Annotated in this window: 22 protein-coding genes; 2 read left to right on the top strand and 20 right to left on the bottom strand. The window is 70.8% G+C overall.

The annotated features are described in order from the left end of the window. Positions 1 to 99: 99 nt before the first annotated feature. The 4 genes from QFZ58_RS26925 to QFZ58_RS26910 are packed head-to-tail and all read right to left on the bottom strand — an operon-like array spanning position 100 to position 3124. Positions 100 to 576 carry a GNAT family N-acetyltransferase gene (locus tag QFZ58_RS26925; RefSeq protein WP_307127480.1) on the bottom strand — a complete coding sequence of 159 codons (477 nt, stop codon included), beginning with the start codon at positions 574 to 576 and terminating at the stop codon, positions 100 to 102. Next, complete coding sequence (locus tag QFZ58_RS26920; RefSeq protein ID WP_307127479.1) at positions 573 to 1514, bottom strand: RluA family pseudouridine synthase; 942 nt, start codon at positions 1512 to 1514, stop codon at positions 573 to 575. The genes QFZ58_RS26925 and QFZ58_RS26920 overlap by 4 nt, the downstream gene beginning before the upstream one ends. A gap of 23 nt (positions 1515 to 1537) precedes the next feature. After that, complete coding sequence (gene lspA / locus QFZ58_RS26915) at positions 1538 to 2146, bottom strand: signal peptidase II (RefSeq protein ID WP_307127478.1); 609 nt, start codon at positions 2144 to 2146, stop codon at positions 1538 to 1540. 57 nt (positions 2147 to 2203) lie between these two features. Next, positions 2204 to 3124 carry a TraR/DksA C4-type zinc finger protein gene (locus QFZ58_RS26910; RefSeq protein ID WP_307127477.1) on the bottom strand — a complete coding sequence of 307 codons (921 nt, stop codon included), beginning with the start codon at positions 3122 to 3124 and terminating at the stop codon, positions 2204 to 2206. 540 nt (positions 3125 to 3664) lie between these two features. Here QFZ58_RS26910 and ileS point away from each other — a divergent pair. Next, positions 3665 to 6814, top strand: coding sequence for an isoleucine--tRNA ligase (gene ileS / locus QFZ58_RS26905; RefSeq protein WP_307127476.1), 3150 nt, complete (start codon positions 3665 to 3667; stop codon positions 6812 to 6814). Between the two features lie 439 nt (positions 6815 to 7253). On the opposite strand, the gene QFZ58_RS26900 is transcribed toward ileS, so the two are convergent. From QFZ58_RS26900 to rsmH, 16 genes are all read right to left on the bottom strand, one after another. After that, a complete protein-coding gene (locus QFZ58_RS26900; RefSeq protein ID WP_307127475.1) occupies positions 7254 to 8414 on the bottom strand; it encodes a DivIVA domain-containing protein in 1161 nt (386 codons plus the stop codon). A gap of 49 nt (positions 8415 to 8463) precedes the next feature. Then, positions 8464 to 8760, bottom strand: a complete 297-nt coding sequence (locus tag QFZ58_RS26895; RefSeq protein ID WP_307127474.1) for a YggT family protein — start codon at positions 8758 to 8760, stop codon at positions 8464 to 8466. A gap of 75 nt (positions 8761 to 8835) precedes the next feature. Continuing rightward, positions 8836 to 9447: a cell division protein SepF gene (locus tag QFZ58_RS26890; protein WP_307127473.1), complete on the bottom strand. Its 612-nt coding sequence runs from the start codon at positions 9445 to 9447 to the stop codon at positions 8836 to 8838. Positions 9448 to 9574: 127 nt separating this feature from the next. After that, entirely contained in the window at positions 9575 to 10294 is a 720-nt protein-coding gene (locus QFZ58_RS26885; protein ID WP_307127472.1) for a YggS family pyridoxal phosphate-dependent enzyme, read from the bottom strand. A gap of 3 nt (positions 10295 to 10297) precedes the next feature. After that, the gene (gene pgeF, locus QFZ58_RS26880) at positions 10298 to 11032 is read right to left on the bottom strand and encodes a peptidoglycan editing factor PgeF (protein WP_307129003.1); all 735 of its coding nucleotides are present in this window, start codon (positions 11030 to 11032) and stop codon (positions 10298 to 10300) included. 17 nt (positions 11033 to 11049) lie between these two features. Then, complete coding sequence (gene ftsZ, locus QFZ58_RS26875; RefSeq protein ID WP_307127471.1) at positions 11050 to 12264, bottom strand: cell division protein FtsZ; 1215 nt, start codon at positions 12262 to 12264, stop codon at positions 11050 to 11052. 276 nt (positions 12265 to 12540) lie between these two features. After that, positions 12541 to 13335: a cell division protein FtsQ/DivIB gene (locus QFZ58_RS26870; protein WP_307127470.1), complete on the bottom strand. Its 795-nt coding sequence runs from the start codon at positions 13333 to 13335 to the stop codon at positions 12541 to 12543. Between the two features lie 49 nt (positions 13336 to 13384). Further along, on the bottom strand, positions 13385 to 14479 hold the full coding sequence (gene murG, locus QFZ58_RS26865; RefSeq protein WP_307127469.1) for an undecaprenyldiphospho-muramoylpentapeptide beta-N-acetylglucosaminyltransferase: 1095 nt from the start codon (positions 14477 to 14479) through the stop codon (positions 13385 to 13387). Between the two features lie 6 nt (positions 14480 to 14485). Next, positions 14486 to 15946: a putative lipid II flippase FtsW gene (ftsW, locus tag QFZ58_RS26860; protein ID WP_307127468.1), complete on the bottom strand. Its 1461-nt coding sequence runs from the start codon at positions 15944 to 15946 to the stop codon at positions 14486 to 14488. Between the two features lie 118 nt (positions 15947 to 16064). Then, a complete protein-coding gene (gene murD / locus QFZ58_RS26855) occupies positions 16065 to 17498 on the bottom strand; it encodes a UDP-N-acetylmuramoyl-L-alanine--D-glutamate ligase (protein ID WP_307127467.1) in 1434 nt (477 codons plus the stop codon). After that, the gene (gene mraY / locus QFZ58_RS26850) at positions 17480 to 18550 is read right to left on the bottom strand and encodes a phospho-N-acetylmuramoyl-pentapeptide-transferase (protein ID WP_307127466.1); all 1071 of its coding nucleotides are present in this window, start codon (positions 18548 to 18550) and stop codon (positions 17480 to 17482) included. The genes murD and mraY overlap by 19 nt, the downstream gene beginning before the upstream one ends. Next, positions 18547 to 19968, bottom strand: a complete 1422-nt coding sequence (gene murF, locus QFZ58_RS26845; protein WP_307127465.1) for a UDP-N-acetylmuramoyl-tripeptide--D-alanyl-D-alanine ligase — start codon at positions 19966 to 19968, stop codon at positions 18547 to 18549. Before murF ends, mraY begins: the two co-directional genes overlap by 4 nt. Before the next feature lie 4 nt (positions 19969 to 19972). Further along, positions 19973 to 21703: a UDP-N-acetylmuramoyl-L-alanyl-D-glutamate--2,6-diaminopimelate ligase gene (locus tag QFZ58_RS26840; RefSeq protein ID WP_373428592.1), complete on the bottom strand. Its 1731-nt coding sequence runs from the start codon at positions 21701 to 21703 to the stop codon at positions 19973 to 19975. A 15-nt stretch (positions 21704 to 21718) separates the two neighbouring features. Then, on the bottom strand, positions 21719 to 23725 hold the full coding sequence (locus tag QFZ58_RS26835; protein WP_307127463.1) for a penicillin-binding protein 2: 2007 nt from the start codon (positions 23723 to 23725) through the stop codon (positions 21719 to 21721). 4 nt (positions 23726 to 23729) lie between these two features. Then, positions 23730 to 24275: a septum formation initiator family protein gene (locus QFZ58_RS26830; RefSeq protein WP_373428591.1), complete on the bottom strand. Its 546-nt coding sequence runs from the start codon at positions 24273 to 24275 to the stop codon at positions 23730 to 23732. Between the two features lie 49 nt (positions 24276 to 24324). Beyond that, positions 24325 to 25290, bottom strand: a complete 966-nt coding sequence (gene rsmH / locus QFZ58_RS26825) for a 16S rRNA (cytosine(1402)-N(4))-methyltransferase RsmH (protein ID WP_307127462.1) — start codon at positions 25288 to 25290, stop codon at positions 24325 to 24327. 409 nt (positions 25291 to 25699) lie between these two features. On the opposite strand from rsmH, the gene QFZ58_RS26820 reads away from it, so the two are divergent. Then, the gene (locus tag QFZ58_RS26820; RefSeq protein WP_307127461.1) at positions 25700 to 26257 is read left to right on the top strand and encodes a carbonic anhydrase; all 558 of its coding nucleotides are present in this window, start codon (positions 25700 to 25702) and stop codon (positions 26255 to 26257) included. Positions 26258 to 26361 lie beyond the last annotated feature (104 nt).

Here is a 26361-nt window from a genome sequence, read left to right as displayed (position 1 = left end):
GCGCGCCCGGACCCGGGGGGCCCGGTGATCAGCCGATCAGGCCCTCAAGCGTGCCATGCCGGGGTCCGCCGACCGCACGACCCCCGGTGCGACGCACGCTCACAGTGCGCGGCGCATGGCCCGGTGCGGCATCCCGGCGTCCAGCAGCTCGGGGCCGTACGCCACGTAGCCGAGCCGCTCGTAGAAGCCGAGTGCGTGTGTCTGGGCGTGCAGGTCGACGCCGGCCAGACCCAGTGCGCGCGCCTCCTGCTCGATGGCGCGGACGAGCGCGGCCCCGACTCCGAGGCCGCGGGCCCCGGAGATCACGGCCAGCCTGCCGAGCGAGCCGACGGTGAGGTCATCGCCGGTCCTGTCCGCCGCCGCCGCACCGTGCAGCAGCCGCCCCGTGCCGAGCGCGGAGCCGTCCGCGGCGACGGCCAGGACGTGCACGGCCGAGGCGTCGTGGGCGTCGTACTCGATCTCCTCGGGCACCTGCTGTTCGCCGACGAAGACGTCCTTGCGGACCTGGAAGCAGGCCGCGAGATCGCTGTCGCCGACAGCCCGGCGCGTGCTGTACGGGGCCGGACCGGAGGTCATTCGCTCTCGGCCGCGATGGTGTCGAGGGCGTGCTGGAGGTCCTCGGGGTAGGTGCTGGAGAACTCTACCCAGCCACCGTCCGCGGGGTGCTCGAAGCCGAGGCGGACCGCGTGCAGCCACTGCCTGGTCAGGCCGAGGCGCTTGGCCATCGTCGGGTCCGCGCCGTAGGTCAGGTCGCCCGCGCAGGGGTGACGGTGGGCGGCCATGTGCACCCGGATCTGGTGAGTGCGGCCCGTCTCCAGTTTGATGTCGAGCAGGCTGGCCGCACGGTAGGCCTCGATGAGGTCGTAGTGCGTCACGGAGGGCTTGCCCTCGGCGGTGACGGCCCACTTGTAGTCGTGCTGGGGGTGGCGCCCGATGGGGGCGTCGATGGTGCCGCTCATCGGGTCCGGGTGGCCCTGGACCAGCGCGTGGTACTTCTTCTCGACCACGCGGTCCCGGAACTGGGCCTTGAGCAGCGTGTAGGCCCGCTCGGACTTGGCGACGACCATCAGGCCGGAGGTGCCGACGTCCAGCCGGTGCACGATGCCCTGGCGCTCCGCTGCGCCCGAGGTCGAGATCCGGTAGCCGGCCGCCGCGAGGCCGCCGATGACGGTGGTCCCGGACCATCCCGGGCTGGGGTGGGCGGCGACGCCGACCGGCTTCATGATGACGACGATGTCGTCGTCGTCGTGCACGATCTCCATGCCCTCGACGGGCTCGGCGACGATCTGGACAGGAGCGGGTGCCTGCGGCATCTCCACTTCCATCCAGGCACCGCCGTGCACCCGCTCCGACTTCCCGGCCACCGCACCGTCCACCTGGACCTTCCCGGCAGCCGCCAGCTCGGCGGCCTTGGTGCGGGAGAAACCGAACATCCGGGAGATGGCGGCGTCGACGCGCTCGCCCTCCAGGCCGTCGGGAACGGGCAGGGTGCGGACCTCGGGATACGTACTCACCTGTCGAGTATGCCTTGCGGCCGCTAATCCTTGTGCACGGTGCCGTCGGGGTCCAGGCCCTTGAAGGAGAGGATCACGATGAGGATCCCCCCGCAGACGATCGCGGAGTCGGCGAGATTGAAGACGGCGAAGTGCGCGGGGGCGATGAAGTCCACCACCGCGCCTTCGAACACTCCGGGCGCGCGGAAGATGCGGTCGGTGAGGTTGCCGAGCGCCCCTCCGAGCAGCAGGCCGAGGGCGATGGCCCAGGGCAGGCTGTAGAGCTTGCGGGCGAGCCGCGCGATGACGACGATCACGCCGGCTGCGATGACCGTGAAGATCACCGTGAACGCCTCGCCGAACCCGAACGCGGCACCCGCGTTACGGATGGCGTCGAGCTTCAGCCAGTCGCCGAAGATCTCGATGGGCTCCTCGTGCTCCAGCTTCGCGACCACGACCATCTTGCTGACCAGGTCCAGGAGGTAGGCCAGGACGGCCACGACCAGGAGGACGAGGATCTTCTTCCTGCCCCGGCCACCACCTGTGCCGTCGGCCCGGTCCGTGTCCTGGGAGGACTGCTGGGACTCCGCCCCGTCAGCCCCCTCGGCATCGGGGATGTCCGGCGTACCGATGATGCGCTCCGCCTCTGCCACGTGAGTCCCTCAACCTAGGTGCCTGACTGAGGACGAGGGTACGACACACCCGGTGGGTCAGCTCCGCCGCTCCTGCTTCTGCTTGTCCTCCACGCAGAGCGTGGCCCGGGGGAACGCCTGCATACGGGCCTTGCCGATCGGCTTGCCGCAGACCTCGCACAGTCCGTAGGTCCCGGCCTCGAGCCTCGCCAGGGCACGCTCGGTCTGTTCCAGAGTCTCCTGGGCGTGGGCCGCCAGGGACAGCTCGTGCTCGCGGGTGATGTTCTTCGTGCCTGTGTCCGCCTCGTCGTCACCTGCCCCGTCGCCGGAGTCCCGCATCAGCCCGGCCAGCGCCGCGCCGGACGCCTCCAGCTCGCTGCGCAGGCGTGCGACCTCGCCGGTCAGCTCCGTGCGGGCCTCGGCGACCTCCGCGGAAGTCCAGGGGTCCTCCCCCGGCCTGACCGCCAGCTCCCCGGGAGGCGTCGCGACGGCGCGGGCCGTCGGCACCGCGCTCGCGCCGTCCTCCGGGACGGTCGTGGTCCGGCCGGCACTCTTCTTGGCTGCCACCGTGTGGGCTCCTGTCTGCTCGGCGGCCTGAGCCGCCCCCGTGGCCTTCTTCGAAGCCTTCTTGACCGGCTTCTTCCTGGCTGCGCTCTTCTTCGCCGTGCTCTTCCTCGCCGGCGCGTGGTGCGCCGGTTCCTGTTCGGCCGGTTCCTGTTCGGCCGGTTCCTGTTCGGCCGGTTCCTGTTCGGCCGGTTCCTGTTCGGCCGGTTCCTGTTCGGCCGGTTCCTGTTCGGCCGGTTCCCGCTCGTGCGGCGGATGTCCCGCCGTGTCCTCCGCGGCCGTCCCCGTCGCCGCCCTGCCCGGCTTCTCCGTGCCCGCCTCCCCGGGGGGAGCCGTGACGGCCTCCCTTCCCGCTTCCCCGGGCATCTCCCCGGCCGCCGCAACCGTGGATCTCGCGGACGCCGTTCTCGATACGGCGGTCTTCTTCGCCACCATGGCCGCGGCCCCTTCACATATTGTGATCTTGCACGCGAATCGTGCTGGGACGATAAATCGACCTCAGCTCCGCGGCAACGGGGCACGCCGCCGGTTCGCCCCTCCCCGTGGCCGGACATCGGCGCACCTCCAAGCGTTGTGCCCAGCTCGCGGCGCGGTAATCCGCTCCCGCCCGCCCTGCGGAAGTCCGTCGGTCCCGCCTGGCCATTCGGGTCACTCGACGCCCTGCGGATCAACCGGTCGGCCGTCGCCCGTACGGGCCCGTACACTGGCCGCAGCGAGAGGCATCGATGGGACGAGTAGCGTCGTACGCAGCCAGGAGCGACCCGGGGACGGTGGGAGCCCGGGGGCGAGCGCGCCGTGAAGATCACCCCGGAGCCGCCGGAAGAACGCCGCAAGGCCAGTAGAACCGGCATCGCGACCCCAATGAGGGGGCCACGGGCACGCGCCCGGGGCCAAGGAGGGTGGTACCGCGGGAGCCGGTGACGGTTCTCGTCCCTCCGACGGAAGTGGAAGACGTCCGCCGGAGGAAGCCCGCACATGACATCGCCGCAGTACCGCCAGGTACCCGCCCAGGTCGACCTGCCCGCCCTCGAGCACGCCGTGCTCGACTTCTGGCGTGACAGCAAGGTCTTCGGCAAGAGCCTCCAGCAGTCCGAGGGGCGCCCCGAATGGGTCTTCTACGAGGGCCCGCCCACCGCCAACGGCATGCCCGGGGCACATCACATCGAGGCCCGCGTCTTCAAGGACGTCTTCCCGCGCTTCCGCACGATGCAGGGCTACCACGTCGGCCGCAAGGCCGGCTGGGACTGCCACGGCCTGCCGGTCGAGCTCGCGGTGGAGAAGGAGCTGGGCTTCAACGGCAAGAAGGACATCGAGGCGTACGGCATCGCGGAGTTCAACGCCAAGTGCCGTGAGTCCGTGACCCGCCACACCGACGCGTTCGCCGAGCTCACGACCCGCATGGGCTACTGGGTCGACCTCGACGACGCCTACCGCACGATGGACCCGGAGTACGTCGACTCCGTGTGGTGGTCCCTGAAGGAGATCTTCAACAAGGACCTGCTGGTCCAGGACCACCGCGTCGCCCCCTGGTGCCCCCGATGCGGCACCGGCCTCTCGGACCACGAGCTGGCCCAGGGCTACGAGACGGTCGTCGACCCCTCCGTCTTCGTCCGCTTCCCCCTGACGAGCGGCCCGCTGGCCGGCGAGGCCGCGCTGCTCGTCTGGACGACGACGCCGTGGACCCTGGTCTCCAACACGGCCGTCGCGGCGCACCCGGACGTCACCTACGTCGTGGCGTCGAACGGCGAGGAGAAGCTCGTCGTGGCCCAGCCCCTGCTCGGGAAGGCGCTCGGCGAGGGCTGGGAGCCCACCGGCCGGACCTTCACCGGCCGGGAGATGGAGCGCTGGACGTACGAGCGCCCGTTCCAGCTCGTGGAGTTCCCCGCCGAGGCGCACTACGTCGTCAACGCCGAGTACGTCACGACCGAGGACGGTACGGGCCTGGTCCACCAGTCCCCCGCCTTCGGCGCCGACGACCTCCTCGTCTGCCGCTCCTACGGCCTCCCGGTCGTGAACCCGGTCCGCCCCGACGGCACCTTCGAGGAGGACCTCCCGCTGGTCGGCGGCGTCTTCTTCAAGAAGGCCGACGAGGCCCTCACCGAGGACCTGGACGCGCGCGGCAAGCTCTTCCGGCACGTCCCGTACGAGCACAGCTACCCGCACTGCTGGCGCTGCCACACCGCGCTTCTGTACTACGCCCAGCCGTCCTGGTACATCCGTACGACCGCCGTCAAGGACCGGATGCTCCAGGAGAACGAGAAGACCAACTGGTTCCCGGACTCGGTCAAGAACGGCCGTTTCGGCGACTGGCTGAACAACAACGTCGACTGGGCGCTGTCCCGCAACCGCTACTGGGGCACCCCGCTGCCCATCTGGCGCTGCGAGGACGACCACCTCACCTGCGTCGGCTCCCGCGCCGAACTCTCCGAGCTCACCGGCACCGACCAGTCGGAGCTGGACCCGCACCGCCCCTTCATCGACGAGATCACGTTCACCTGCACCCAGGAGAACTGCCAGCTGGAGGCGTACCGCGTCCCCGAGGTCATCGACGCCTGGTACGACTCGGGTTCGATGCCGTTCGCGCAGTGGGGCTACCCGTACAAGAACAAGGAGATCTTCGAGAGCCGCTACCCGGCGCAGTTCATCTCGGAGGCCATCGACCAGACCCGCGGCTGGTTCTACACGCTGATGGCCGTGGGCACACTCGTCTTCGACAAGTCGAGCTACGAGAACGTCGTGTGCCTGGGCCACATCCTCGCCGAGGACGGCCGGAAGATGTCCAAGCACCTGGGCAACATCCTCCAGCCGATCCCGCTGATGGACCAGCACGGCGCCGACGCGGTCCGCTGGTTCATGGCGGCGGGCGGCTCCCCCTGGGCGGCGCGCCGCGTGGGTCACGGCACGATCCAGGAGGTCGTCCGCAAGACCCTGCTGACGTACTGGAACACGGTCGCCTTCCAGGCCCTGTACGCCCGCACGTCGCAGTGGGCGCCGTCCGCGGCCGACCCGGCGCCGGCGGAGCGCACGGTCCTGGACCGCTGGCTGCTCGGCGAGCTGGGCACCCTGGTGGACCAGGTCACCCAGGCGCTGGAGGGATACGACACGCAGCGCGCAGGCAAGCTGCTCTCGGCGTTCGTCGACGATCTGTCCAACTGGTACGTACGCCGCTCCCGCCGCCGCTTCTGGCAGGGCGACAAGGCGGCGCTGCGCACCCTGCACGAGGTCGTGGAGACCGTCACCCGCCTGATGGCCCCGCTGACGCCGTTCATCACCGAGCGGGTCTGGCAGGACCTGATCGTCCCGGTCACTCCGGACGCCCCGGAGTCGGTCCACCTCTCCTCCTGGCCGAAGGCGGACCCGGCGTCCGTCGACCCGGCGCTGTCCACGCAGATGGCGCTGGTGCGCCGCCTGGTCGAGCTCGGCCGGGCCACCCGCGCCGAGTCGGGCGTCAAGACCCGCCAGCCCCTGTCACGGGCCCTGGTCGCGGCCTCGGGCTTCGAGTCGCTCTCGCCCGAACTGCGGGCCCAGATCACGGAGGAGCTGAACGTCGCCTCCCTGGCCTCGCTCTCGGAGGTCGGCGGCTCGCTGGTCGACACCACCGCCAAGGCGAACTTCCGCGCGCTGGGCAAGCGCTTCGGCAAGGGCGTCCAGGCAGTGGCCAAGGCCGTGGCGGACGCGGACGCCGCAGCGCTCTCCCTGGCGCTGCGCGAGGGCACGGCGTCGGTCGAGGTCGACGGCGAGCGGATCGCTCTCGCCCCCGACGAGGTCATCATCACGGAGACCCCGCGCGAGGGCTGGTCGGTCGCGTCCGACTCGGGCGCGACGGTCGCTCTGGACCTGGAGCTCACCCCGGAGCTGCGGACGGCGGGCCTGGCCCGTGACGCGATCCGGCTGATCCAGGAGGCCCGCAAGAACAGCGGCCTGGACGTGGCGGACCGCATCGCCGTCCGCTGGACCTCGGCCTCCGCCGCGACGGCCGAGGCCCTGACCGCGCACGCGTCCCTCATCACGGACGAGGTCCTGGCCGTGGACTACGCGCAGGGCGAGGCGGACGACACGTACGGCACGCCCTTCGAGGACGAGGGCCTGGCCCTCACGTTCCGTCTGCGCAAGTCGGAGCGGTAACCCGCGGCGCACCGAGGGCCCGGCCGGAACCTCCGGCCGGGCCCTCGGCATGTCCGGCCGCACCCCGTACCCACCTGGCCGCCGCCGGCCGCACGGCCCTCCACCCCAGGCCCCACTCCCGGCCGCACCGGCCGCACGACCCAGCACCCCAGGCCCGGGCCGGTCGCGCGGCGCACCGCTCCCCGCCGGGCCCGCGCCGCGTCATGGCCCGTCGTCCCGGTGCGGGAAGGCGCGGGCAGGGGGAGCCCCACGCGGCGGCCCACCCGCACCGGACCCGCACCGTCACCCCGAGCACCGACACCCCACGCCCACGCCCGACACCCCACCCGCACCCGCACCACCCACCCGCCGGCGACACGCAAAAGGGCCGGGCCCCGGGAAATCCCGGGGCCCGGCCCTCAGCCTGCCGACGGCTACGCGCTCAGCGAGCGCGCACCGCTCAGTTGTCGTCCTCGTCGATCAGGAACCCGCGCATCGGCGAAGGCGCCTGCTGCATCGGCTGCGGCGCCTGCGGCCGCACCGGTGCCATCGGCTGCGTCATCGCGGGCGACATCTGCTGCTGCCCGCCGTAGGACGGGGCGCCGCCCATCGACTGGTTGCCGCCACCCATCTGCTGGTTGCCGTGGCCACCGTGGTTGCCGCCCATGGTGTGCCCCATCGCACCCGCACCGGCCGGAGCCAGCGAGGGGGACGGCGGCAGGGACGCGGCAGCCGGGGTCCGCGGCGGAGCCAGCGAGTCGTCGGCCTGGGTCTCCAGCTGACGCAGCTGGCTCTCCAGGTAGGACTTCAGACGGGTCCGGTACTCACGCTCGAAGCCTCGCAGGTCCTCGACCTTGCGCTCCAGCGTCGCGCGGGCCGACTCCAGCGAGCCCATCGCCACGCGGTGCTTCTCCTGCGCGTCCCGCTCCAGCGCGTCCGCCTTGGCACGCGCGTCGCGCTCGAGGCCCTCGGCACGGCTGCGCGCCTCGCCGACGATCTTGTTGGCCTCGGAACGGGCCTCCGCGATCGCCTGGTCGGCGGTCTGCTGCGCGAGGGAGAGGACACGGGCGGCACTGTCGCCACCGGGACCCTGACTCGGCTGCTGCATCTGCGGCTGCTGCATCTGCTGCATCTGCTGCTGCTGCTGGGCGTGACCGCCCATGGGGCCGCCCATCGGGCCACCCATGGGACCGCCCTGCATCGGGCCGGGGCCGTGCGGGCCCTGCGGACCGGGACCGTGGCCCTGGGGGCCATGGCCGCTGGGACCGGCAGGCAGCTGCGGAGCGCCACCGGACAGCTGGGGGGGACCCATCTGCGGGGGCTGCTGCTGCACCGGCGGACCCGATATGGCGGCGGGTACGGGGGCACCGGGCCGGTCCTGCGGCTCCGGCGGTTTACGCATACCCTGCTGCTGTTGCTGCTGTTGCTGCTGCTGGTTCTGCGCGGCCGCGCGCGTCGCAGCTGCCAGCTTGGCGCGCAGGTCCTCGTTCTCACGAAGCAGGCGGGTCAGCTCCGATTCGACCTCGTCGAGGAAGGCATCGACCTCGTCCTCGTCATAGCCTTCTCGGAGGCGGACGGTCGTGAACTGCTTGTTCCGCACGTCCTCGGGGGTCAGCGGCATCTCTTCTTCACCTCTACGTAGTCGTCGGCAGTCGGCAAGACCGTATCGTTCACACGCTGCTCGCTAGCTTGCCCACGATGTTGAGCAGAATGTAGACGATGATCATCAGAACGAAGAAGGACAGGTCAAGTGCCACGCCCCCGAGACGCAACGGCGGTATGAACCGCCGCAGAAGCTTCAGCGGTGGATCGGTGACAGTGTAAGTGCCCTCGAGAACGACCACCATCGCCTTGCCTGGCTGCCAGGAACGTGCGAACTGGAAGACATAGTCGATGATCAGCCGGAAGATCAGCACGATGAGGAAACACATCAGCGCGATATAGACCACATCCAGTGCGACGCCCATGTTCCGCGCTTCCCTCTCCCCTGGCTTTCGTCGTAGCTCCGGCCTCGCGGCCGGGTCGTTCCCGGTGTCGTGTTCTCAGCTCTGGTTGAAGAATCCGCCCTCTGCGATGCGGGCCTTGTCCTCCGCCGTGACATCGACGTTAGCAGGCGACAACAGGAACACCTTCTGTGTCACGCGCTCAATGCTGCCATGGAGACCGAAGACGAGTCCTGCGGCAAAGTCGACAAGTCGCTTCGCATCCGTGTCGTCCATCTCCGTCAAGTTCATGATCACCGGAGTGCCCTCACGGAAGTGTTCCCCGATGGTACGGGCCTCGTTGTAGGTCCTGGGGTGCAGCGTGGTGATGCGGTAGGGCTCCCGCTCGGACACGACCTTGGGCATGATCACCGGTGCGTTCTTCTCCATGTTCGGGCGGTCAGGTGTGATGGATGCCACGGGGGCGATTCGGGCGGGTCGTCCGCCTTCCGCCGGGAGCTGAACCGGCTCACGCTGCGCGGGTGGCTGCACCACTCGCACCGGTTCGTCCCGCTCCCGCTCCACCTGATGCGGGGGCTGGTGCCGCCGCCGGTCCCGCTCGGGCTCCGGCTCGGGTTCGAATTCGTCGTCGGGGTCGAACCCCGGGCCGTCGTACCCATCGTCCTCCACGAGGCCGAGGTAGACCGCCATCTTGCGCATCGCGCCGGCCATGCTCCGAGTCCTCCGCTCTGTGGTGGATCGGCATTCGTGTCACCAAGTGCCCGAGATCCACTCCGGCCTGCCCGCTATCAGCGGGAATGACCATATTTTCTGCTGTGGTCCGACTTGCTTCGCGACGTTACCCGAGCCGGGGTCGGACTCCGAGTACCGCCGTACCGACGCGTACATGTGTCGCTCCGGCCGCCACCGCGTCCTCGAGATCCGCACTCATCCCTGCGGAGACCATGTTCGCAGCCGGATGGTTCCCGCGCAGGCGGGATGAGAATTCCATCAGCCGGTCGAACGCGGCCCGTTGCCGGCCCGCATAAGGCCCGGCGAGCGGGGCGACGGTCATCAGACCACCGAGCCTGAGCCCCGGCGCCGTTTCCACCGCCGCGGCCAACTCCTCGATCGCGTCCGGCGCGACACCTCCCCGGTCACCGCGCTCGCCGGTCTCCGCGTCGAGGGCGACCTGGATGAGGCAGCCGAGTTCCCGCCCGCCCTTCACAGCCGCCGCGGACAACGCGGTGACGAGCTTGACCCGGTCCACCGATTGCACCACATCGGCATATCCGGTCACAGAACGGACCTTGTTCGTCTGCAACTGTCCGACGAAGTGCCAGGTGAGCGACAGATCCGCACATGCGGCGGCTTTGGGCGCCGCGTCCTGGTCCCGGTTCTCGGCGACATGGCGCACACCGAGTTCGTGCAGGATGCGCACGTCGCTCGCGGGGTAGGTCTTGGTGACCACGACGAGGGTCACTTCTTCCCGCTCGCGGCCCGCCGCGGCGCAGGCGGAGGCGATACGTTCCTCCACCTGTGCGAGGTTCGCCGCGAGTTGGTCCTTACGATCCGTCATGTCCTACCTGTCCAACCAGACATATCCGGCGAGCCGCCCCGTGGTGCGGTCGCGGCGGTACGAGAAGTGGTCGCCCGATTCGAGGGTGCAGAACGGCGAACGGCTCCGGTCGCTCACACCGAGCGCGTCGAGCTGGGCGTGGACTCCGGCGGTGACGTCCACGGCCGGGGTCCCCCAGGAGGTCTGCGACCAGGAGGCCGGAACGGCCTGGGCGACCTCGGCGCGCATCGCCTCCGGCACCTCGTAACACCTGCCGCAGACGGCGGGTCCGGTGCGGGCGACGATCCGTGACGGTTCGGCACCGAGCGTGATCATGGCCTCGACGGCGGCCGGCACGACGCCCGCGACCAGGCCGGGCCTGCCCGCGTGGGCCGCCCCGACGACACCGGCAACGGGGTCGGCGAGCAGGACGGGCGTGCAGTCGGCGGTGAGTACCGCCAGCGGGAGACCTCGCCGGGCCGTCACCACCGCGTCCACGGCCGGGATCTCCGCGAGGTCGCCCCAGGGCCCGTCGACCACCGCCACCTCGCGCCCGTGCACCTGGTTCATCCAGACGACCGCCGCCGGGTCGAGGCCGAGCGAACGGGCCGCTCGCTCCCGGTTCGCGCCGACGGCGGCGGGGTCGTCGCCGACCGCGCCGCCGAGGTTGAGCTCCTCGTACGGAACGGCGCTCACTCCGCCCCACCTGTCGGTGAAAGCGAAATGGGCGCCGTCCGCCGAAGCCACCGCGGCCTTCACCGCGTGCTGCGGATCTATCACTTCAAGAAATCCGGTACGTCCAGCTCTTCGGCCTGGCTGTCCTGGTAGGGACGGGCCGTCGGGACGTGCGGGGGCGAGACCGGCGGCAGCGAGCTCTCGTTCGCGGCCGGTGCCGGCTCGGAGGCCGCCTGGGTCTCCTCGCGCGGGGGCACGGAGCCCAGCGTGCTCGTCTGACGCACCGGCTCGGCGGTCCGGGCCGGCGGCGCCGGCTCCTCACGCTTGCCCGCGCTCGCTCCGAGCACGGTCTCGCGACGGGCCGGCGGCTGTCCGCCGTCGAAGCCCGCGGCGATGACGGTGACCCGGACCTCGTCGCCCAGCGCGTCGTCGATGACCGCGCCGAAGATGATGTTGGCCTCCGGGTGTGCCGCCTCGCTCACCAGCTGAGCCGCCTCGTTGATCTCGAAGAGACCGAGGTCGCTGCCGCCGGAGATGGAGAGGAGGACGCCCCGGGCGCCGTCGATGGACGCCTCGAGGAGCGGCGAGGAGATCGCCATCTCCGCGGCCGCCACCGCACGGTCGTCACCACGCGCCGACCCGATACCCATGAGCGCCGATCCGGCCTCGGACATGACCGACTTGACGTCGGCGAAGTCGAGGTTGATCAGACCCGGGGTCGTGATGAGGTCGGTGATGCCCTGGACACCCGAGAGCAGCACCTGGTCGGCCGACTTGAAGGCGTCGAGCACGCTGACCTGACGGTCCGAGATGGACAGCAGCCGGTCGTTGGGGATGACGATGAGGGTGTCGACCTCTTCGCGGAGCTCGGCGATGCCGTCCTCCGCCTGGTTCGCACGCCGCCGGCCCTCGAAGGTGAACGGGCGGGTGACCACGCCGATCGTCAGAGCGCCGAGCGAGCGCGCGATGTTGGCCACGACGGGCGCGCCGCCGGTGCCGGTGCCGCCGCCTTCTCCGGCGGTGACGAAGACCATGTCGGCCCCCTTGAGGACCTCCTCGATCTCCTCACGGTGGTCCTCTGCCGCCTTACGACCGACGGCCGGGTTCGCCCCGGCGCCGAGGCCACGGGTGAGTTCACGGCCGACGTCGAGCTTGACGTCGGCGTCGCTCATCAACAGTGCTTGCGCATCGGTGTTGATCGCGATGAACTCGACGCCCTTGAGACCGACCTCGATCATTCGGTTGATGGCATTGACACCACCGCCGCCGACACCGATGACCTTGATGACTGCGAGGTAGTTCTGCGGTGCTGCCACGTCGAAGGCCTCTCGCCTCGAGTTACGTGTCGTCGCTTCGCGGTAGTCCCGCCGCGACGACGGATGCCGATTGGGACGGTCCGAACGCCGGCCCGAACCCTAACGTTGAAGTTCAGGGTTACCAGTGTGTCCGCTTCTTGGACTCTTCCGAACAGGACACTAAGTCGACAAGTGGCGCACGTTCAACGAACACGCCGAACCTCCCGTTTTTCTTTTCACCCTATGTGATCACCCGTAGCGCTGACCAACCAGGGTGCTGGCCAGGCCAAACGTGCGTCAACTCTCCGACGCGGCGGGCGCGCTGGGCGCGCTCACGTCGAAGTGCCCCGCTTTGGGAGACGCTTTCATGAGAGCGGTCAGAACGCGCGCCTTGACGGGCCCTTCTTCACTACTGCCCCACATAACGGCGCGATCCCGGGTCAACCGGAGAACAACGGCATCGTACGAGGTGATCTGCACGACATCGGTCTCCGCGGCCAGCTTTCCCGGCAGGTCTCCCGCGACCCTCACCGCCTCACGCAACAGACGGTCACTGCCGAAGCGGCGCAGACTGGCCGGCTGATCCGGCGACAGTTCGAGCAGGGGCACGTGCCCCGGCGCCTTGCCGACGGTGGCGAAGTGCACGCCCTTGGCGTCCACTTCAATGAACTTTCCGCCCTTTTCGACCAGCAGGACCGGCTTGCGTTCGGTCACTTCCAGATCGATTCCGTGCGGCCATGACCGCACGACCTCGACCGAGTCGATGCGGGGAAGCTTCTTGCGCAACCTGGCCTCCATGGCGTCGAGGTCCACGGAGACCAGCGGGGATCCGACCGGAACCGCCGCCACCGCCTTCACCTCCGCCGGCGTCAGCACGTCGGTGCCCGTGGTCGTCACCCGCTCGACCCGTAGCCAGGAGGAGCCGTAGAGCACCCAGACCGTTCCCGCGGCGACCAGCGCCACGACAACGGCGGCCAGGACCAGTCGCACCCGGCCGGTCAGCCGGCGCCCCCGGGGGCCGATGTGCGGCGGACGGGCCGGGGTGTCGGCCCGCTTGGCTTCACCGCGCTGGGCGGTCGTCGGTCCGGCCACGCTCGCTCCTTCGCCGGGCCCGGGACGCACGCCCCGGGCCCGCACCGCCTCACGCCTGGCGGCGTGCGGCAATCGCCTCGTACACCATGCCGACGAGCAGGTCGTCGGCGTCCCGTCGCCCGAACTCGGCCGCGGCCCGGGACATTTCGTACAGCCGGTGCGGATCCGACAGCACCGGGAGGACGTTGCCCTGCACCCACTCGGGGGTGAGCGCCGCGTCGTCCACCAGCAGGCCGCCGCCCGCGTTGACCACCGGCTGGGCGTTGAGCCGCTGTTCCCCGTTGCCGATCGGCAACGGGACGTAGGCGGCGGGCAGCCCGACGGCGGAGAGCTCGGCGACGGTCATCGCACCCGCACGGCAGAGCATCATGTCGGCCGCCGCGTACGCGAGGTCCATCCGGTCCACGTACGGTACCGGGATGTAGGGCGGCATCCCGGGCATGTTGTCGATGCGCGGCAATTCGTTCTTGGGACCGACCACGTGGAGGATCTGGATCCCGGAGCGCTGCAGCAGCGGCGCGACCCGCTGCACGACCTCGTTGAGGTGCCGGGCGCCCTGCGATCCGCCGGATACCAGCAGCGTCGGCAGGTTGGGGTCGAGGCCGAAGGCGGCGCGCGCCTCCGGGCGGACCCGGGCCCGGTCGAGGGTGGCGATGGTCCGGCGCAGCGGGATGCCGATGTAGCGGGCGCCGCGCAGCTTGCTGTCCGGGGTGGAGACGGCGACCCCGTGGGCGTACCGCGAGCCGATCTTGTTGGCGAGACCCGGCCGGGCGTTCGCCTCGTGGACGACGATCGGGACACCCGCCCGCTTGGCGGCCAGGTAGCCGGGCAGGGCGACGTAGCCGCCGAAGCCGACCACGCAGTCCGCCCTGGTGCGTTCCAGGATCTGCTCGGCGGCCTTGATGGTGCCGCGCAGCCGCCCCGGGACGGTGATCAGCTCAGGGGTGGGCTTGCGCGGCAGCGGCACGGCAGGGATCAGTGCCAGCTCGTACCCCCGCTCGGGTACGAGCCTGGTCTCGAGTCCGCGTTCCGTGCCGAGGGCAGTGATTCCCACGGCCGGGTCCTGCCTGCGCAGGGCGTCTGCGAGGGCAAGCGCGGGCTCGATGTGGCCGGCGGTCCCCCCACCGGCGAGTACGACATGCACCGAAATTCACCGCTCTCCGGACGGACGCTTCGTGACGCGCCGTCTCATCGTCTTCCATCTGACCCCGGGCCTCCGCATGGCCAGGGCCGCTTTCGCCGCAGGATCGTCTCGCGCGAAGGCGATCATGAGCCCGACAGCGAACATGGTCGGCAGCAGGGCCGAACCTCCGTAGGAGAACAGCGGCAGCGGGACCCCGGCGATCGGCAACAGGCCGAGCACCGCACCGATGTTGATCACGGCCTGGGCCGTGATCCAGGTGGTCACGCCTCCCGCTGCGTACCTCACGAAGGGGTCCTCCGTGCGTCCGGCCACGCGGATACCCGCATAGCCTAGAGCCGCGAACAGGGCGAGTACCGACAGCGTCCCCGCCAGACCCAGTTCCTCCCCGGTGATGGCGAAGATGAAGTCGGTGTGCGGTTCAGGGAGTTGACCCCATTTTTCCACACTCGCACCCAGCCCGGAACCGAACCATCCGCCCGAGGCCAGAGCGTAGATGCCGTGCACGGCCTGCCAGCAGGAGCCGTCGGGGCCGGGCTCGCTGACTCCCATGCAGCTCAGCCGGGACATCCGGTTCGGGCTGGTCTTGATCAGCAGGAACGCCAGCAGGCCGGCGACGGAGAGCACGCCGGCGAAGAGCCGGGTGGGCGCCCCCACCAGCCAGAGCAGGCCGAACAGGATGGCGGTGAGGATGATCGCCGTACCCATGTCGCCACCGAGCATGATGAGCCCGAGCAGCATGAAGGTGACGGGGACCAGCGGCACGAGCATGTGCTTCCACTGGGTCAGCAGCCGCTTGTGCTGCTTGCGGGCGAGCAGGTCGGCGCCCCAGAGGATGAGGGCGAGTTTGCCGAACTCGCTGGGCTGGAGCTGGAACGGGCCGCCGAGGTAGATCCAGTTCTGGTTGCCGTTGACCGACATCCCTATCCCCGGCACCTGCACCAGGACCATGAGGAAGACCGTGCCCATGAGCAGCGGATAGGCCAGCGCCCGGTGGAGCTTGACGGGCATCCTGGAGGCCAGCAGCATCAGCGCGGCACCGATGACGGCGGCGAGGAACTGCTTGCGGAAGAAGTACGTACCGGGCTTGGCGAGCTCCAGGGCCTTGATCATCGAGGCGGAATAGACCATCACGAGGCCGAGCACGGTGATCAGGAGGCTGGAGCCGAGGATCAGGTAGTACGCCGTCAGAGGGCGGTCCCAGGCCCGTCGCGCCTGCTCGTACATCCGCCGCACCCCCGCGCCCCGCGGCGGCCGGGGCGCCGGGGCCGGGCCGTGGCCGCCGCCGCGTGACGCGGCGGGCCGCCGGGCGCCGGTGGCGGGCCGGCTCCGCAGGGCGGCGCCCGCGGGCAGTCCGGGGCCCGCGGGGAGCGCACCGGCGAGCCGGCCCGGGGTGAACGCCCTGCTGATCGCCGCGGTCGCCCGCGAGGGCGCCGCTCCGCGTGCGGATGGGCTCTCGTCGGCCGCCATTGTCGCTGTCCCCTCCACTGCTCGTGCCCGGGGCTGTCACCCGCGGTCCCGGAACGGCTCGCGGCGGTGCGCCGGTGCCCCGGTCCTCCGGGAGAGTACGGCGCCGCCGCCCGGCCCGTCAGGCGCTCGCGTCGGCCAGCCGGCGCACCGCGTCCGCGAACGCCTCGCCCCGCTTGTTGTAGTTGACGAACATGTCCATCGAGGCGCAGGCCGGTGCCAGCAGTACGGTGTCGCCCGGCCGGGCGAGCCCTGCCGCTTCCCGGACCGCCACGGACATCGCCCCAGTGTCGGTCCGGTCGAGGTCGACCACCGGTACCTCGGGGGCGTGTCGCGCCAGGGCTTCGCGGATCAGCGCCCGGTCGGCGCCGATCAGCACGACGCCTCGCAGCCGCTTCGCCGCCCCGGTCACGAGCTCGTCGAAGGTGGCGCCCTTGGCGAGGCCACCGGCGATCCAGACGATCGGCTCGTAGGCCGCCAGGGACGCCTCGGCGGCGTGGGTGTTGGTGGCCTTTGAGTCGTCGATGTACGTGACTCCGCCGACGTCGGCGACGTGTTCGATGCGGTGGGCGTCGGGGCGGAAGGCCCGCAGCCCGTCGCGTACGGCCGCCGGCTTCACGCCGAAGGCGCGGGCGAGCGCCGCGGCGGCCAGGGCGTTGGCGATGTTGTGCGGGGCCGGCGGATTGACGTCGCCGACCTCGGCGAGTTCCTGGGCCTGCTTCTGGCGGTTGGCCACGAACGCCCGGTCGACGAGGATGCCGTCGACCACGCCGAGCTGCGAGGGCCCGGGCGGACCGAGGGTGAAGCCGATCGCCCGGCAGCCCTCCTCGACGTCGGCCTCGCGCACGAGGTCCTCCGTCGCCCCGTCCTGGGCGTTGTAGACGCAGGCGATGCTGTTGCCCTCGTAGATCCGGCCCTTGTCGGCGGCGTAACCGGCCATGGAGCCGTGCCAGTCGAGGTGGTCCGGGGCGAGGTTCAGCACGGCCGCGGAATGGGCGCGCAGCGAGGGCGCCCAGTGCAGCTGGTAGCTGGAGAGCTCGACGACGAGCACGTCGTAGGGCTCGTCACCGAGCACCGCGTCCAGCAGGGAGACCCCGATGTTGCCGACCGCGGCCGTGCGCAGACCGGCCGCCTCGAGGATCGAGGCGAGCATCCGCACGGTCGTGGTCTTGCCGTTGGTGCCGGTGACCGCGAGCCAGGGTGCGGCATCGGGGCCTCGCAGCCGCCAGGCGAGTTCGACGTCGCCCCAGACGGGGACGTCCGCCTCGGCGGCTGCGAGGAAGAGCGGCTTGTCCGGCTTCCAGCCGGGGGCCGTGACGACGAGCTCGGTGGACTCGGGCAGGGTCGCACCGTCGCCGAGGCGCACGGTGATGCCGAGCGCCTCCAGTTCGCCGGCCTGGGCGCGGGAGCGCTCGTCGTCGCCGTCGTCGACGACCGTGACGAGGGCCCCGCGCTCGTGCAGGGCCCGGGCGGCGGGAATACCGCTGACGCCGAGCCCGGCGACCGTGACGTGCTTGCCCTGCCAGTCCATGGTGCTCACTTCTTGGCTGCCCATCCCGCGTAGAAGAGACCGAGGCCGACGATGACGCACATGCCCTGGATGATCCAGAAGCGGACCACCACAAGGACTTCGGACCACCCCTTGAGCTCGAAGTGGTGCTGGAGCGGCGCCATCCGGAAGACCCGCTTGCCGGTCATCTTGAACGATCCGACCTGGATGACCACGGACATCGTGATCATCACGAAGAGGCCGCCGAGGAGGGCGAGCAGGAACTCCGTGCGGGAGCAGATCGCCAGACCGGCGAGCGCGCCGCCGAGGGCGAGGGAGCCGGTGTCACCCATGAAGATCTTCGCGGGCGAGGTGTTCCACCAGAGGAAGCCGAAGCAGGCGCCCATCAGCGCCGAGGCCACGACCGCGAGGTCGAGTGGGTCACGTACCTCGAAGCAGGCCTGTGGGTTGGTCAGCGTGGTCGCGTTGGCGCAGGACTCCTGGAACTGCCACAGCCCGATGAAGGTGTAGGCGCCGAAGACCATGACCGACGCACCGGTGGCGAGGCCGTCCAGACCGTCCGTCAGGTTCACGCCGTTGGACATGGCGAGAATCATGAACAGGGCCCAGACGCAGAACAGCACCGGGCCGATCGACCAGCCGAAGTCCTCGACGAAGGACAGCCGGGTGGAGGCCGGTGTGTTGCCCCGGGCGTCCGCGAACTGCAGTGAGAGCACCGCGAACGCGATGCCGACGATCAGCTGGCCGGCCATCTTGGCCTTCGCCCTCAGGCCCAGCGACCGCTGCTTGACGATCTTGATGTAGTCGTCGAGGAAGCCGACGAGGCCCATTCCCGCCATGAGGAACAGGACGAGGACACCGGAGAAGCGCATCTCCTCGCCGGTGATCACCTTCGCCAGGACGTACGCGATGATCGTGGCCAGGATGAAGGCGATACCACCCATGGTGGGCGTGCCCTGCTTACTGCCGTGGGTACGCGGGCCGTCGTCCCGGATGAACTGCCCGTAGCCCTTGCGGGCCAGAAGTTTGATCAGCAGCGGAGTCCCGACCAGGGTCAGGAAGAGCCCTATGGCTCCCGCGAAGAGGATCTGCCTCATCGGACGGCGACCTCGCCCTCGGTCGCGTTATCCAGCAGTGCCAGGGCGACCTTCTCCAGGCCGACCGACCGGGACGCCTTCACCAGCACGACGTCTCCCGGGCGCAGTTCACTGCGCAACAGGTCGACGGCCGCCTGTGCGTCGGACACGTGCACCGACTCCTCACCCCACGAACCCTCGTTATATGCGCCCAGTTGCAGCCAGGAGGCTTCTCTTCCTCCGACAGCGACGAGCTTGCTGACGTTGAGCCGGACGGCGAGCCGTCCGACCGCGTCGTGCTCGGCGAGCGACGCGTCGCCGAGCTCGGCCATCTGACCGAGCACCGCCCACGTGCGTCCCCCCCCTGCCCGTGAGGCCTTGCCCATGGCGGCCAGCGCACGCAGCGCGGCTCGCATGGATTCGGGGTTCGCGTTGTAGGCGTCATTGACGACCGTCACACCGTCCGGACGCTCGGTGACCTCCATGCGCCAGCGGGAGAGGGAGCCCGCCCCGGAGAGCGCATCGGCGATCTCGGTCACGGACATGCCCAACTCATGGGCGACGGCGGCCGCGGCGAGCGCGTTCGACACGTGGTGCTCACCGTACAGGCGCAAGGTCACGTCGCTGCACCCGGTGGGTGTGCGGAGCGCGAAAGCGGGGCGGCCGTCGTCCGTGAGCCGGACGTTCTCTCCCCGTACGTCCGCATCCGGGGCCTCCCCGAAGAGGAGCACCCGGGCTTTTGTGCGGGACGCCATCGCCCGCACGAGCGGGTCGTCGGCGTTGAGCACGGCGACACCGTCCTCGGGAAGAACCTCCACGAGCTCGCCCTTGGCCTGCGCGATCGCCTCCCGGCTGCCGAACTCGCCGATGTGGGCGCTGCCCACGTTGAGGACCAGTCCGATCCGCGGCGGGGTGAGCTCGGCGAGGTAGTGGATGTGGCCGATGCCCCGCGCGCCCATCTCGAGCACGAGGTGACGGGTCTCCGCCGTGGCACTCAGCGCGGTGAGTGGCAGACCGATCTCGTTGTTGAAGGACCCCGGGGTCCACACCGTGGGGGCCTTGCGCTCCAGCAGCTGGGCGATCAGGTCCTTGGTGGAGGTCTTGCCCGCCGAACCGGTGAGCGCGACGACGGTCGTGCCGAGGCGCTCGACGACGGTTCGGGCGAGGGTGCCGAGCGCCGCCACGACGTCGTCGACGACGATCGCCGGCACACCGACGGGGCGGGCGGCGAGCACTGCTACCGCGCCCTCCTCGACGGCGCGACGGGCGTAGTCGTGGCCGTCGACCCGCTCGCCCGCGAACGCGGCGAACAGGGCGCCCTGGCGCACCTCCCGGGAGTCGATGACGACGGGCCCGGTGACGAGGGCGGACAGGTCCGGAGTGTCGTGCGGCTGCCCGCCGACGATTTCGGCGATCTCGGCGAGGGAAAGGGCGATCACTTGGTCATCCCTGACTGTTGTTCTCGTGGGTGAGTGCGCGGTCGGCGGGGGCGTGCACGGCGTTCGTGCGCCCCGAGGCACGCTCGATGGCCTCGCGCAGGACCTTGCGGTCGTCGAAGGGGCGTACCACTCCGTGGATGTCCTGGCCCTGCTCATGGCCCTTCCCGGCCACCAGCACGGTGTCGCCGGGCTCGGCGCGGGCGACCGCCGCGGCGATGGCCGCCGCCCGGTCCGCGTCGACGAGCACGTCTCCGCGCTCGTGGACGGGCACTTCGGCGGCGCCCGACAGCATGGCGGAGAGGATCGCCAGGGGGTCCTCCGAGCGGGGGTTGTCCGAGGTCAGTACCGCGGTGTCCGCGAGGCGGGCTGCGGCGGCGCCCATCGGGCCGCGCTTCGTCGTGTCGCGGTCGCCACCGCAGCCGAGCACGATGTGCACCCTGCCCTCGGTGACCTTCCGCAGGGAGCGCAGGACGGATTCGACGGCGTCGGTCTTGTGCGCGTAGTCGACGACGGCGAGGTACGGCTGTCCGGCGTCGACGCGTTCCAGCCGGCCGGGCACCCCCGGGACGGCGGCGACGCCGTCGGCGGCGATCTGCGGGGCGACGCCCGCGGCGGCCAGCGTGACGATCGCGGCGAGGGTGTTGGCGACGTTGAAGGGGCCGGGCAGCGGCGCCCTGGCGGCGATCCGCTCGCCCGCGGGGCCGACCACGGTGAAGGTGCTGTCCTGCGGGCCCACTTCGACGTCCTCGGCCCGCCAGTCGGCGTCCGGGTGGCCTTCGGCGGAGAAGGTGACGACCGGGACGGACGCCTCCGTGACCAGCCTGCGGCCGTACTCGTCGTCGAAGTTGACCACGCCGAGCCTGCTCCGCCGCGGGGTGAACAGCTGCGCCTTGGCCTGGAAATAGTCCTCCATCCCGGAGTGGAACTCCATGTGCTCCGGGCTGAGGTTGTTGAAGACCGCCACGTCGAAGACGCAGCCGTCGACCCGGCCCAGCACGAGTGCGTGGCTGGAGACCTCCATGGCGACCGCCTCGACGCCGCGTTCGCGCATGACGGCGAACAGGGCCTGGAGGTCGGTCGCTTCCGGTGTGGTGCGCTCCGACTTGATGCGCTCGTCGCCGATCCGCATCTCGACGGTGCCGATCAGTCCGGTGCTCCGTCCGGCACCGCGCAGGCCGCCCTCGACGAGGTAGGCCGTGGTGGTCTTGCCGGACGTTCCGGTGATGCCGATCTGCAGGAGGTCCGCTCCCGGGCGTCCGTAGATCTCGGCGGCGATGTCCCCCATCCGGCCTCGCGGGTTGTCGGCGACCAGGACCGGGAGACCGGTGGCGGCGGCGCGTTCGGCGCCCGCCGGGTCGGTGAGGATCGCCGCCGCGCCGAGGCCTGCGGCCTGGGCGGCGAAGTCCGCACCGTGCAGCCGGGCACCGGGCAGGGCCGCGTACACGTCCCCCGGGCGCACGGCCCGGGAGTCGTGGGTGATCCCGGTGACCTCGCCGGAGGCCTGCGGTCCGGCGCCCAGCCGGGCTGCCAGCTCTCCGAGGGAAGTCGGCCGGAGCCGGTCCGGTCGGGGCGCTCCCGGGTAGGTCACAGGCGCGTCCTTCTGAGTGGTTTGGAACTGATCAGCGTGGGGCACGGCGGTGAGCGTACCGGGCGGACCCGGCCTCTCGCGAAGCGAGGGGCCGGGGTTGCGGTACTTCCCATTCCGGTTCCCGGGATCGGGGGTGATGGTCGTCACTGAGGATCTTCCGAGTCACTCGCCGGGCTTGAAGGACACCGGCAGCCGCGCGGGAGCGGTGCCGGACGGGGCGGTCTGGAGGGTCTTCAGGGCGAACTCCATGACCTGCTTGTAGATCGGCCCGCAGATCTGGCCGCCGAAGTAGCTGCCCCTGGTGGGATTCTGGATCGCGCAGTAGACGGTGATCTGCGGGTCGTCCGCGGGCGCGAAGCCGGCGAAGGAGGCGGTGTAGCCCTTGTAGACACCGCGTACGGGGTCGACGCGGTTGGCGGTCCCGGTCTTGCCGGCGACCCGGTAGCCGTCGATGTGCGCCTTGGCCCCGGTGCCCTCCTGGTCGTCCACCACCGACTCCAGCATCTTCGCCAGGGTCTTGGCTGTCTTCTCGCTGACCACCCGGGTCTTCTGGGGGGTTTCGGCCGCCGTGTAGCGGCCCTCCCCGTCCTTGGTGCCGCGCACGAGGGTCGGCTCGATCCGGACGCCGCCGTTGGCGATGGTCTGGTACACCGACGCGGCCTGCATGGCGTTGAGCGAGAGCCCCTGGCCGAACGGGATCGTGTACTGCTGGGAGGTCGACCAGTCCTGCGGCGCGGCGAGGATGCCGGGCGACTCCCCCGGGGAGCCGAGCCCCGTGGCGCTGCCGATGCCGAACTTGCGCAGGTAGGAGTGGAGGACCTTGTTGGCCTCCGCCTGGTTCTTGCCGAGCTGCCCGGTGGCGAGGATGGTGCCGATGTTGCTGGACTTGGCGAGTACGCCGTTGAGCGTGAGGTACCAGGTGGGGTGGTCGATGTCGTCCCTGAACAGGCGGTCGCCGCGGTGCAGCCGGTTGGGGACGGTCACATGTGTCCCGGGCGTCGCGACCCCCTCCTCCAGCACGGCCGCCATCGACATGACCTTGCTGGTGGAGCCCGGTTCGTACACGTCCTGGAGCGCCGCGTTGCCGAGGGCCGCCCCGTCCACCTGCGAGAGGTCGTTCGGGTCGTAGCCGGGGGCGTTGGCCATGGCCAGCACCTCGCCGGTCCTGGCGTTCTGGACGATCACGTAACCGCGGTCCGCCGCGGACGTCTTCACCTGGTCGGCGATGGCCCGCTGGGCCGCCCACTGGATGTCACGGTCGATGGTCAGCTCGACGTCGGTGCCGGCGACGGCCGGGACCTCCTTGGAGCCGGCGGTCGGCACGGGGCGGCCGCCGGCCTGGGCGTACCGGATCTTGCCGTCCTCGCCCTCGAGCCGGTCGTTCAGCTGGGCCTCCAGACCACCGCCGCCCTTGCCGTCGGCGTTGACGAATCCCAGTATTCCGGCGGCGAGGTCGCCGTTCGGGTAGACGCGCTTGGTGGTGGGCTCCTGCAGGACCCCGGCCAGCACATTGGCTCCCGGGCCGCCGTCGGCCTGGTCCTCCTCCGCCTTCTCCGCGAAGACGGACTTGAGGTCCTTGATCTGCTTCCAGACCTGCGGGGTCTGCCGCCTGGCCAGCACCGTGTACCGGCTCCCGGGCGTCGAGAGCTTCTTCTCCAGCTCCCCCGCGTCCCTTTTGAGGATCGGCGCCAGGAGGGCCGCCGCCTGCCGCGGGGCGTCCGGCGCCTTGCTCTCCTCGGGCGTGAACAGCTTCGGGTCGGCCGTGATGTCGTGGGCGTCGACGCTGGTGGCCAGGGCGATGCCGCTCCGGTCGGTGATCTCACCGCGCTCGGCGGCGATCGTGTACTCGAGGTAGCGGTTCTTGTCGGCCTTGGCCGCGTACGCGCTGGCGTCGACGGCCTGGACCTGGAGGAGCCGGACGACGAACGCCAGCATGACGAGGGTCAGACACAGGCTGATCAGGCGCAGCCTCGGACGCGGGTTGCCCAGCCGGAGAGCCCGCCGGGGCCCGCCGCGCGCCGCCCCGGCCCGAGGCCGCCTCGTCGCCGGGCGGGACGGCCGCCGCGCCTCGGGGCGGGAGGCGGTCCGGGGACGTCCGGGTCCGCCTGCCGCGTTGCGGGGGTGCGCGGGGCCGGGCACGCGGCGGCGCGGCGGTTCCTTGGACGGCACTTCGTCACCTGCCGGAGCTCGTCGGGGGCACAGTGGGGGAGGTCGTGGCCGGCCCGGGTGCGGAATCGGCCGGAGAAGGCGCGGGGGACTCGGGGGCGCCGGATGAAGCGGCCCCGGAAGGCTCGGCCGGGCCGCCCGCCGGACCCGCCGCCGGTGAGGGCGTGGCCACGGGGGACGGTGCGGCGGTGGCCCGCTCGGGCACTCCCCTGACGGTGCCGTCCGGATCCAGGAAGGCGGGACTGCCACCCGGGACCATGCCGAGCTCGCGGGCACGCCGCTCCAGGGCGTCCGGCTGGGAGTAGCTGTCCACGTCGCGCTGCAGGGCCTGCTGCTCGTCGGTGAGTTCGGTGGTCTGCTTCTTCATCCGGCTCAGCCTGAACGATCCCTCGTTCAGGGCGGAGTTCAGCAGCAGGAGCGAGATCAGGCCACCCGCGAGGAGCAGCACGACCAGCAGGACGAAGGGGGTACGCGCCGCGGTGCTCGGCCCCGACGGCATCAGCCGGGCGAGCCGGCCGGCCCGCCCCTTCATCTGCTCGGCCGCTCCGGTCACCTCCGCGCCCCCGCCTTCGCCGGAGTACGGACGGCCCGGCGGGGCGCGCTCACCGCTCCTCCTCGCGAATCCGCTGGGCGCCGCGCAACCGGGCGGGGGCGGCCCGCCGGTTCTCGGCGACCTCCTCCTCGGTGGGCAGTTCCGCGCCGCGGGTCAGCAGTTTCAGCCGGGGCTGGTAGCGCTCGGGGACGACGGGCAGTCCGGGCGGTGCCGTGTTGGCCGCCCCGGCCGCGAAGACCTGCTTGACCAGCCGGTCCTCGAGCGAGTGGTACGAGAGGACGGCGATCCGGCCGCCGACGGCCAGGCTCTGCACCGCGGCCGGAACGGCCCGCTCCAGGACGGTGAGTTCACCGTTGACCTCGATGCGCAAGGCCTGGAAGGTGCGCTTGGCCGGATTGCCACCGGTGCGCTTGGCGGCCTGTGGCAGGGAGTCCCGGATCAGCTCGACGAGCCGGGCGCTGTTGCTGAAGGGCTCTTTCTCGCGTTCACGCACGACCGCGGAGACGATCCGCTTGGCCTGCTTCTCCTCGCCGTACGCACGCAGGATCCGCACGAGCTCGCCCGGTGGGTAGGTGTTGAGCACCTCGGCGGCGCCGATGCCGGTCGTCTGGTCCATGCGCATGTCGAGCGGGGCGTCCTGGGCGTAGGCGAAGCCGCGGTCCGCCTCGTCCAGCTGCATGGAGGAGACGCCGAGGTCGAACAGGACCCCTTGCACCTTGGGGATCCCGAGCCGGTCCAGCACCTCGGGCAGCTCGTCGTAGACGGCGTGCACCAGGGTGGCCCGGTCCCCGTACGGCGCGAGGCGCTCACCCGAGAGCCGCAGCGCCTCCTTGTCACGGTCCAGCGCGACCAGCCGCGCCGTGGGGAAGGCGGCGAGGAGCGCCTCGCTGTGGCCACCGAGTCCGAGGGTGCAGTCCACGACCACGGGCGGCTGCGGTCCTGATGCCTCCAGAGCCGGGGCCAACAGGTCCAGGCATCGCTGGAGCATCACCGGGACGTGTCGGGTCTGGCTCAATGCGCCCTCTCAGGCTCAGTCCCGTGCCGGCCGCACCTGCGGTCCGGTCCCCGCCCGCTCGGAAGGGGAGGCCCGCCGGCGCCGGGGAAGGGGCGTCGGCCGACCGGCGAGCGGGAGAGGGCCGGGCCGCAGGTGCGCCGCACATCACGGGGAATTCGAAACATGCAAAAATATGCAGAATGTGCAGGCGTGTCGGTAACTTCGCGTCACTTTAGTCCACCCTGCCATTCGATCGATTCCCGATCAACGAAGCGGGCAGCGCGTCGCCCCGCCGCGGCGGACCCGGGCACTCACTCGGCCGGGTGCAGGACAGTGAGGCTTGTGGTTTACCTCACAACACGTCTCGTTGACGTTCTTTGTCCCTTTCCACAGCACGCCAGGAACGGTCGTGCGCGTTAACGTCTTATCCATGTCGACTTCCGCGCAGTCCTCCGCCGAAACCGATACCTCTTCCGCCGCCCGTTCCGGCGGGACGGCCACCGACCGGCTCGTCGAGGCGAACGCCCGTTACGCAGCCCGGTTCAGCGATCCCGGCATGGACGCCCGCCCGGTGCTCGGCGTCGCCGTGGTGGCCTGTATGGACGCCCGCCTCGACCTCCACGCCGCGCTCGGCCTGGAGCTCGGCGACTGTCACACCATCCGCAACGCGGGCGGCGTGGTCACCGACGATGTCATCCGGTCGCTGACCATCAGCCAGCGGGCGCTCGGCACCCGCAGCGTCGTACTCATCCACCACACCAAATGCGGCCTCGAAAGCATCACCGAGGAGTTCCGCCAGGAGCTGGAGCAGGAGGTCGGACAGCGTCCGGTCTGGGCGGTGGAGGCGTACACGGACGCCGACCAGGACGTCCGGCAGTCGATGCAGCGCGTGCGGACCTCGCCGTTCCTCCTGCACACGGACGACGTGCGCGGCTTCGTCTTCGACGTGACGTCCGGCCAGCTGCGCGAAATCCTCCCCGCTTCCTGAGGCCAGGGCCCCCGCCCGCACCGACATACGACCCACACCCGGCATATCGCCCCTACTTGTCCACAGGCGAGTGACACGAAGCGGTAACGGCAACGAGAATGCGG

Origin of the sequence: Streptomyces sp. B1I3 (genome assembly GCF_030816615.1) — a bacterium.
GTDB lineage: Bacteria > Actinomycetota > Actinomycetes > Streptomycetales > Streptomycetaceae > Streptomyces.
The sequence above is the reverse complement of the archived record's forward strand: the minus strand, read 5'-3'. Positions and strand labels throughout refer to the sequence as shown.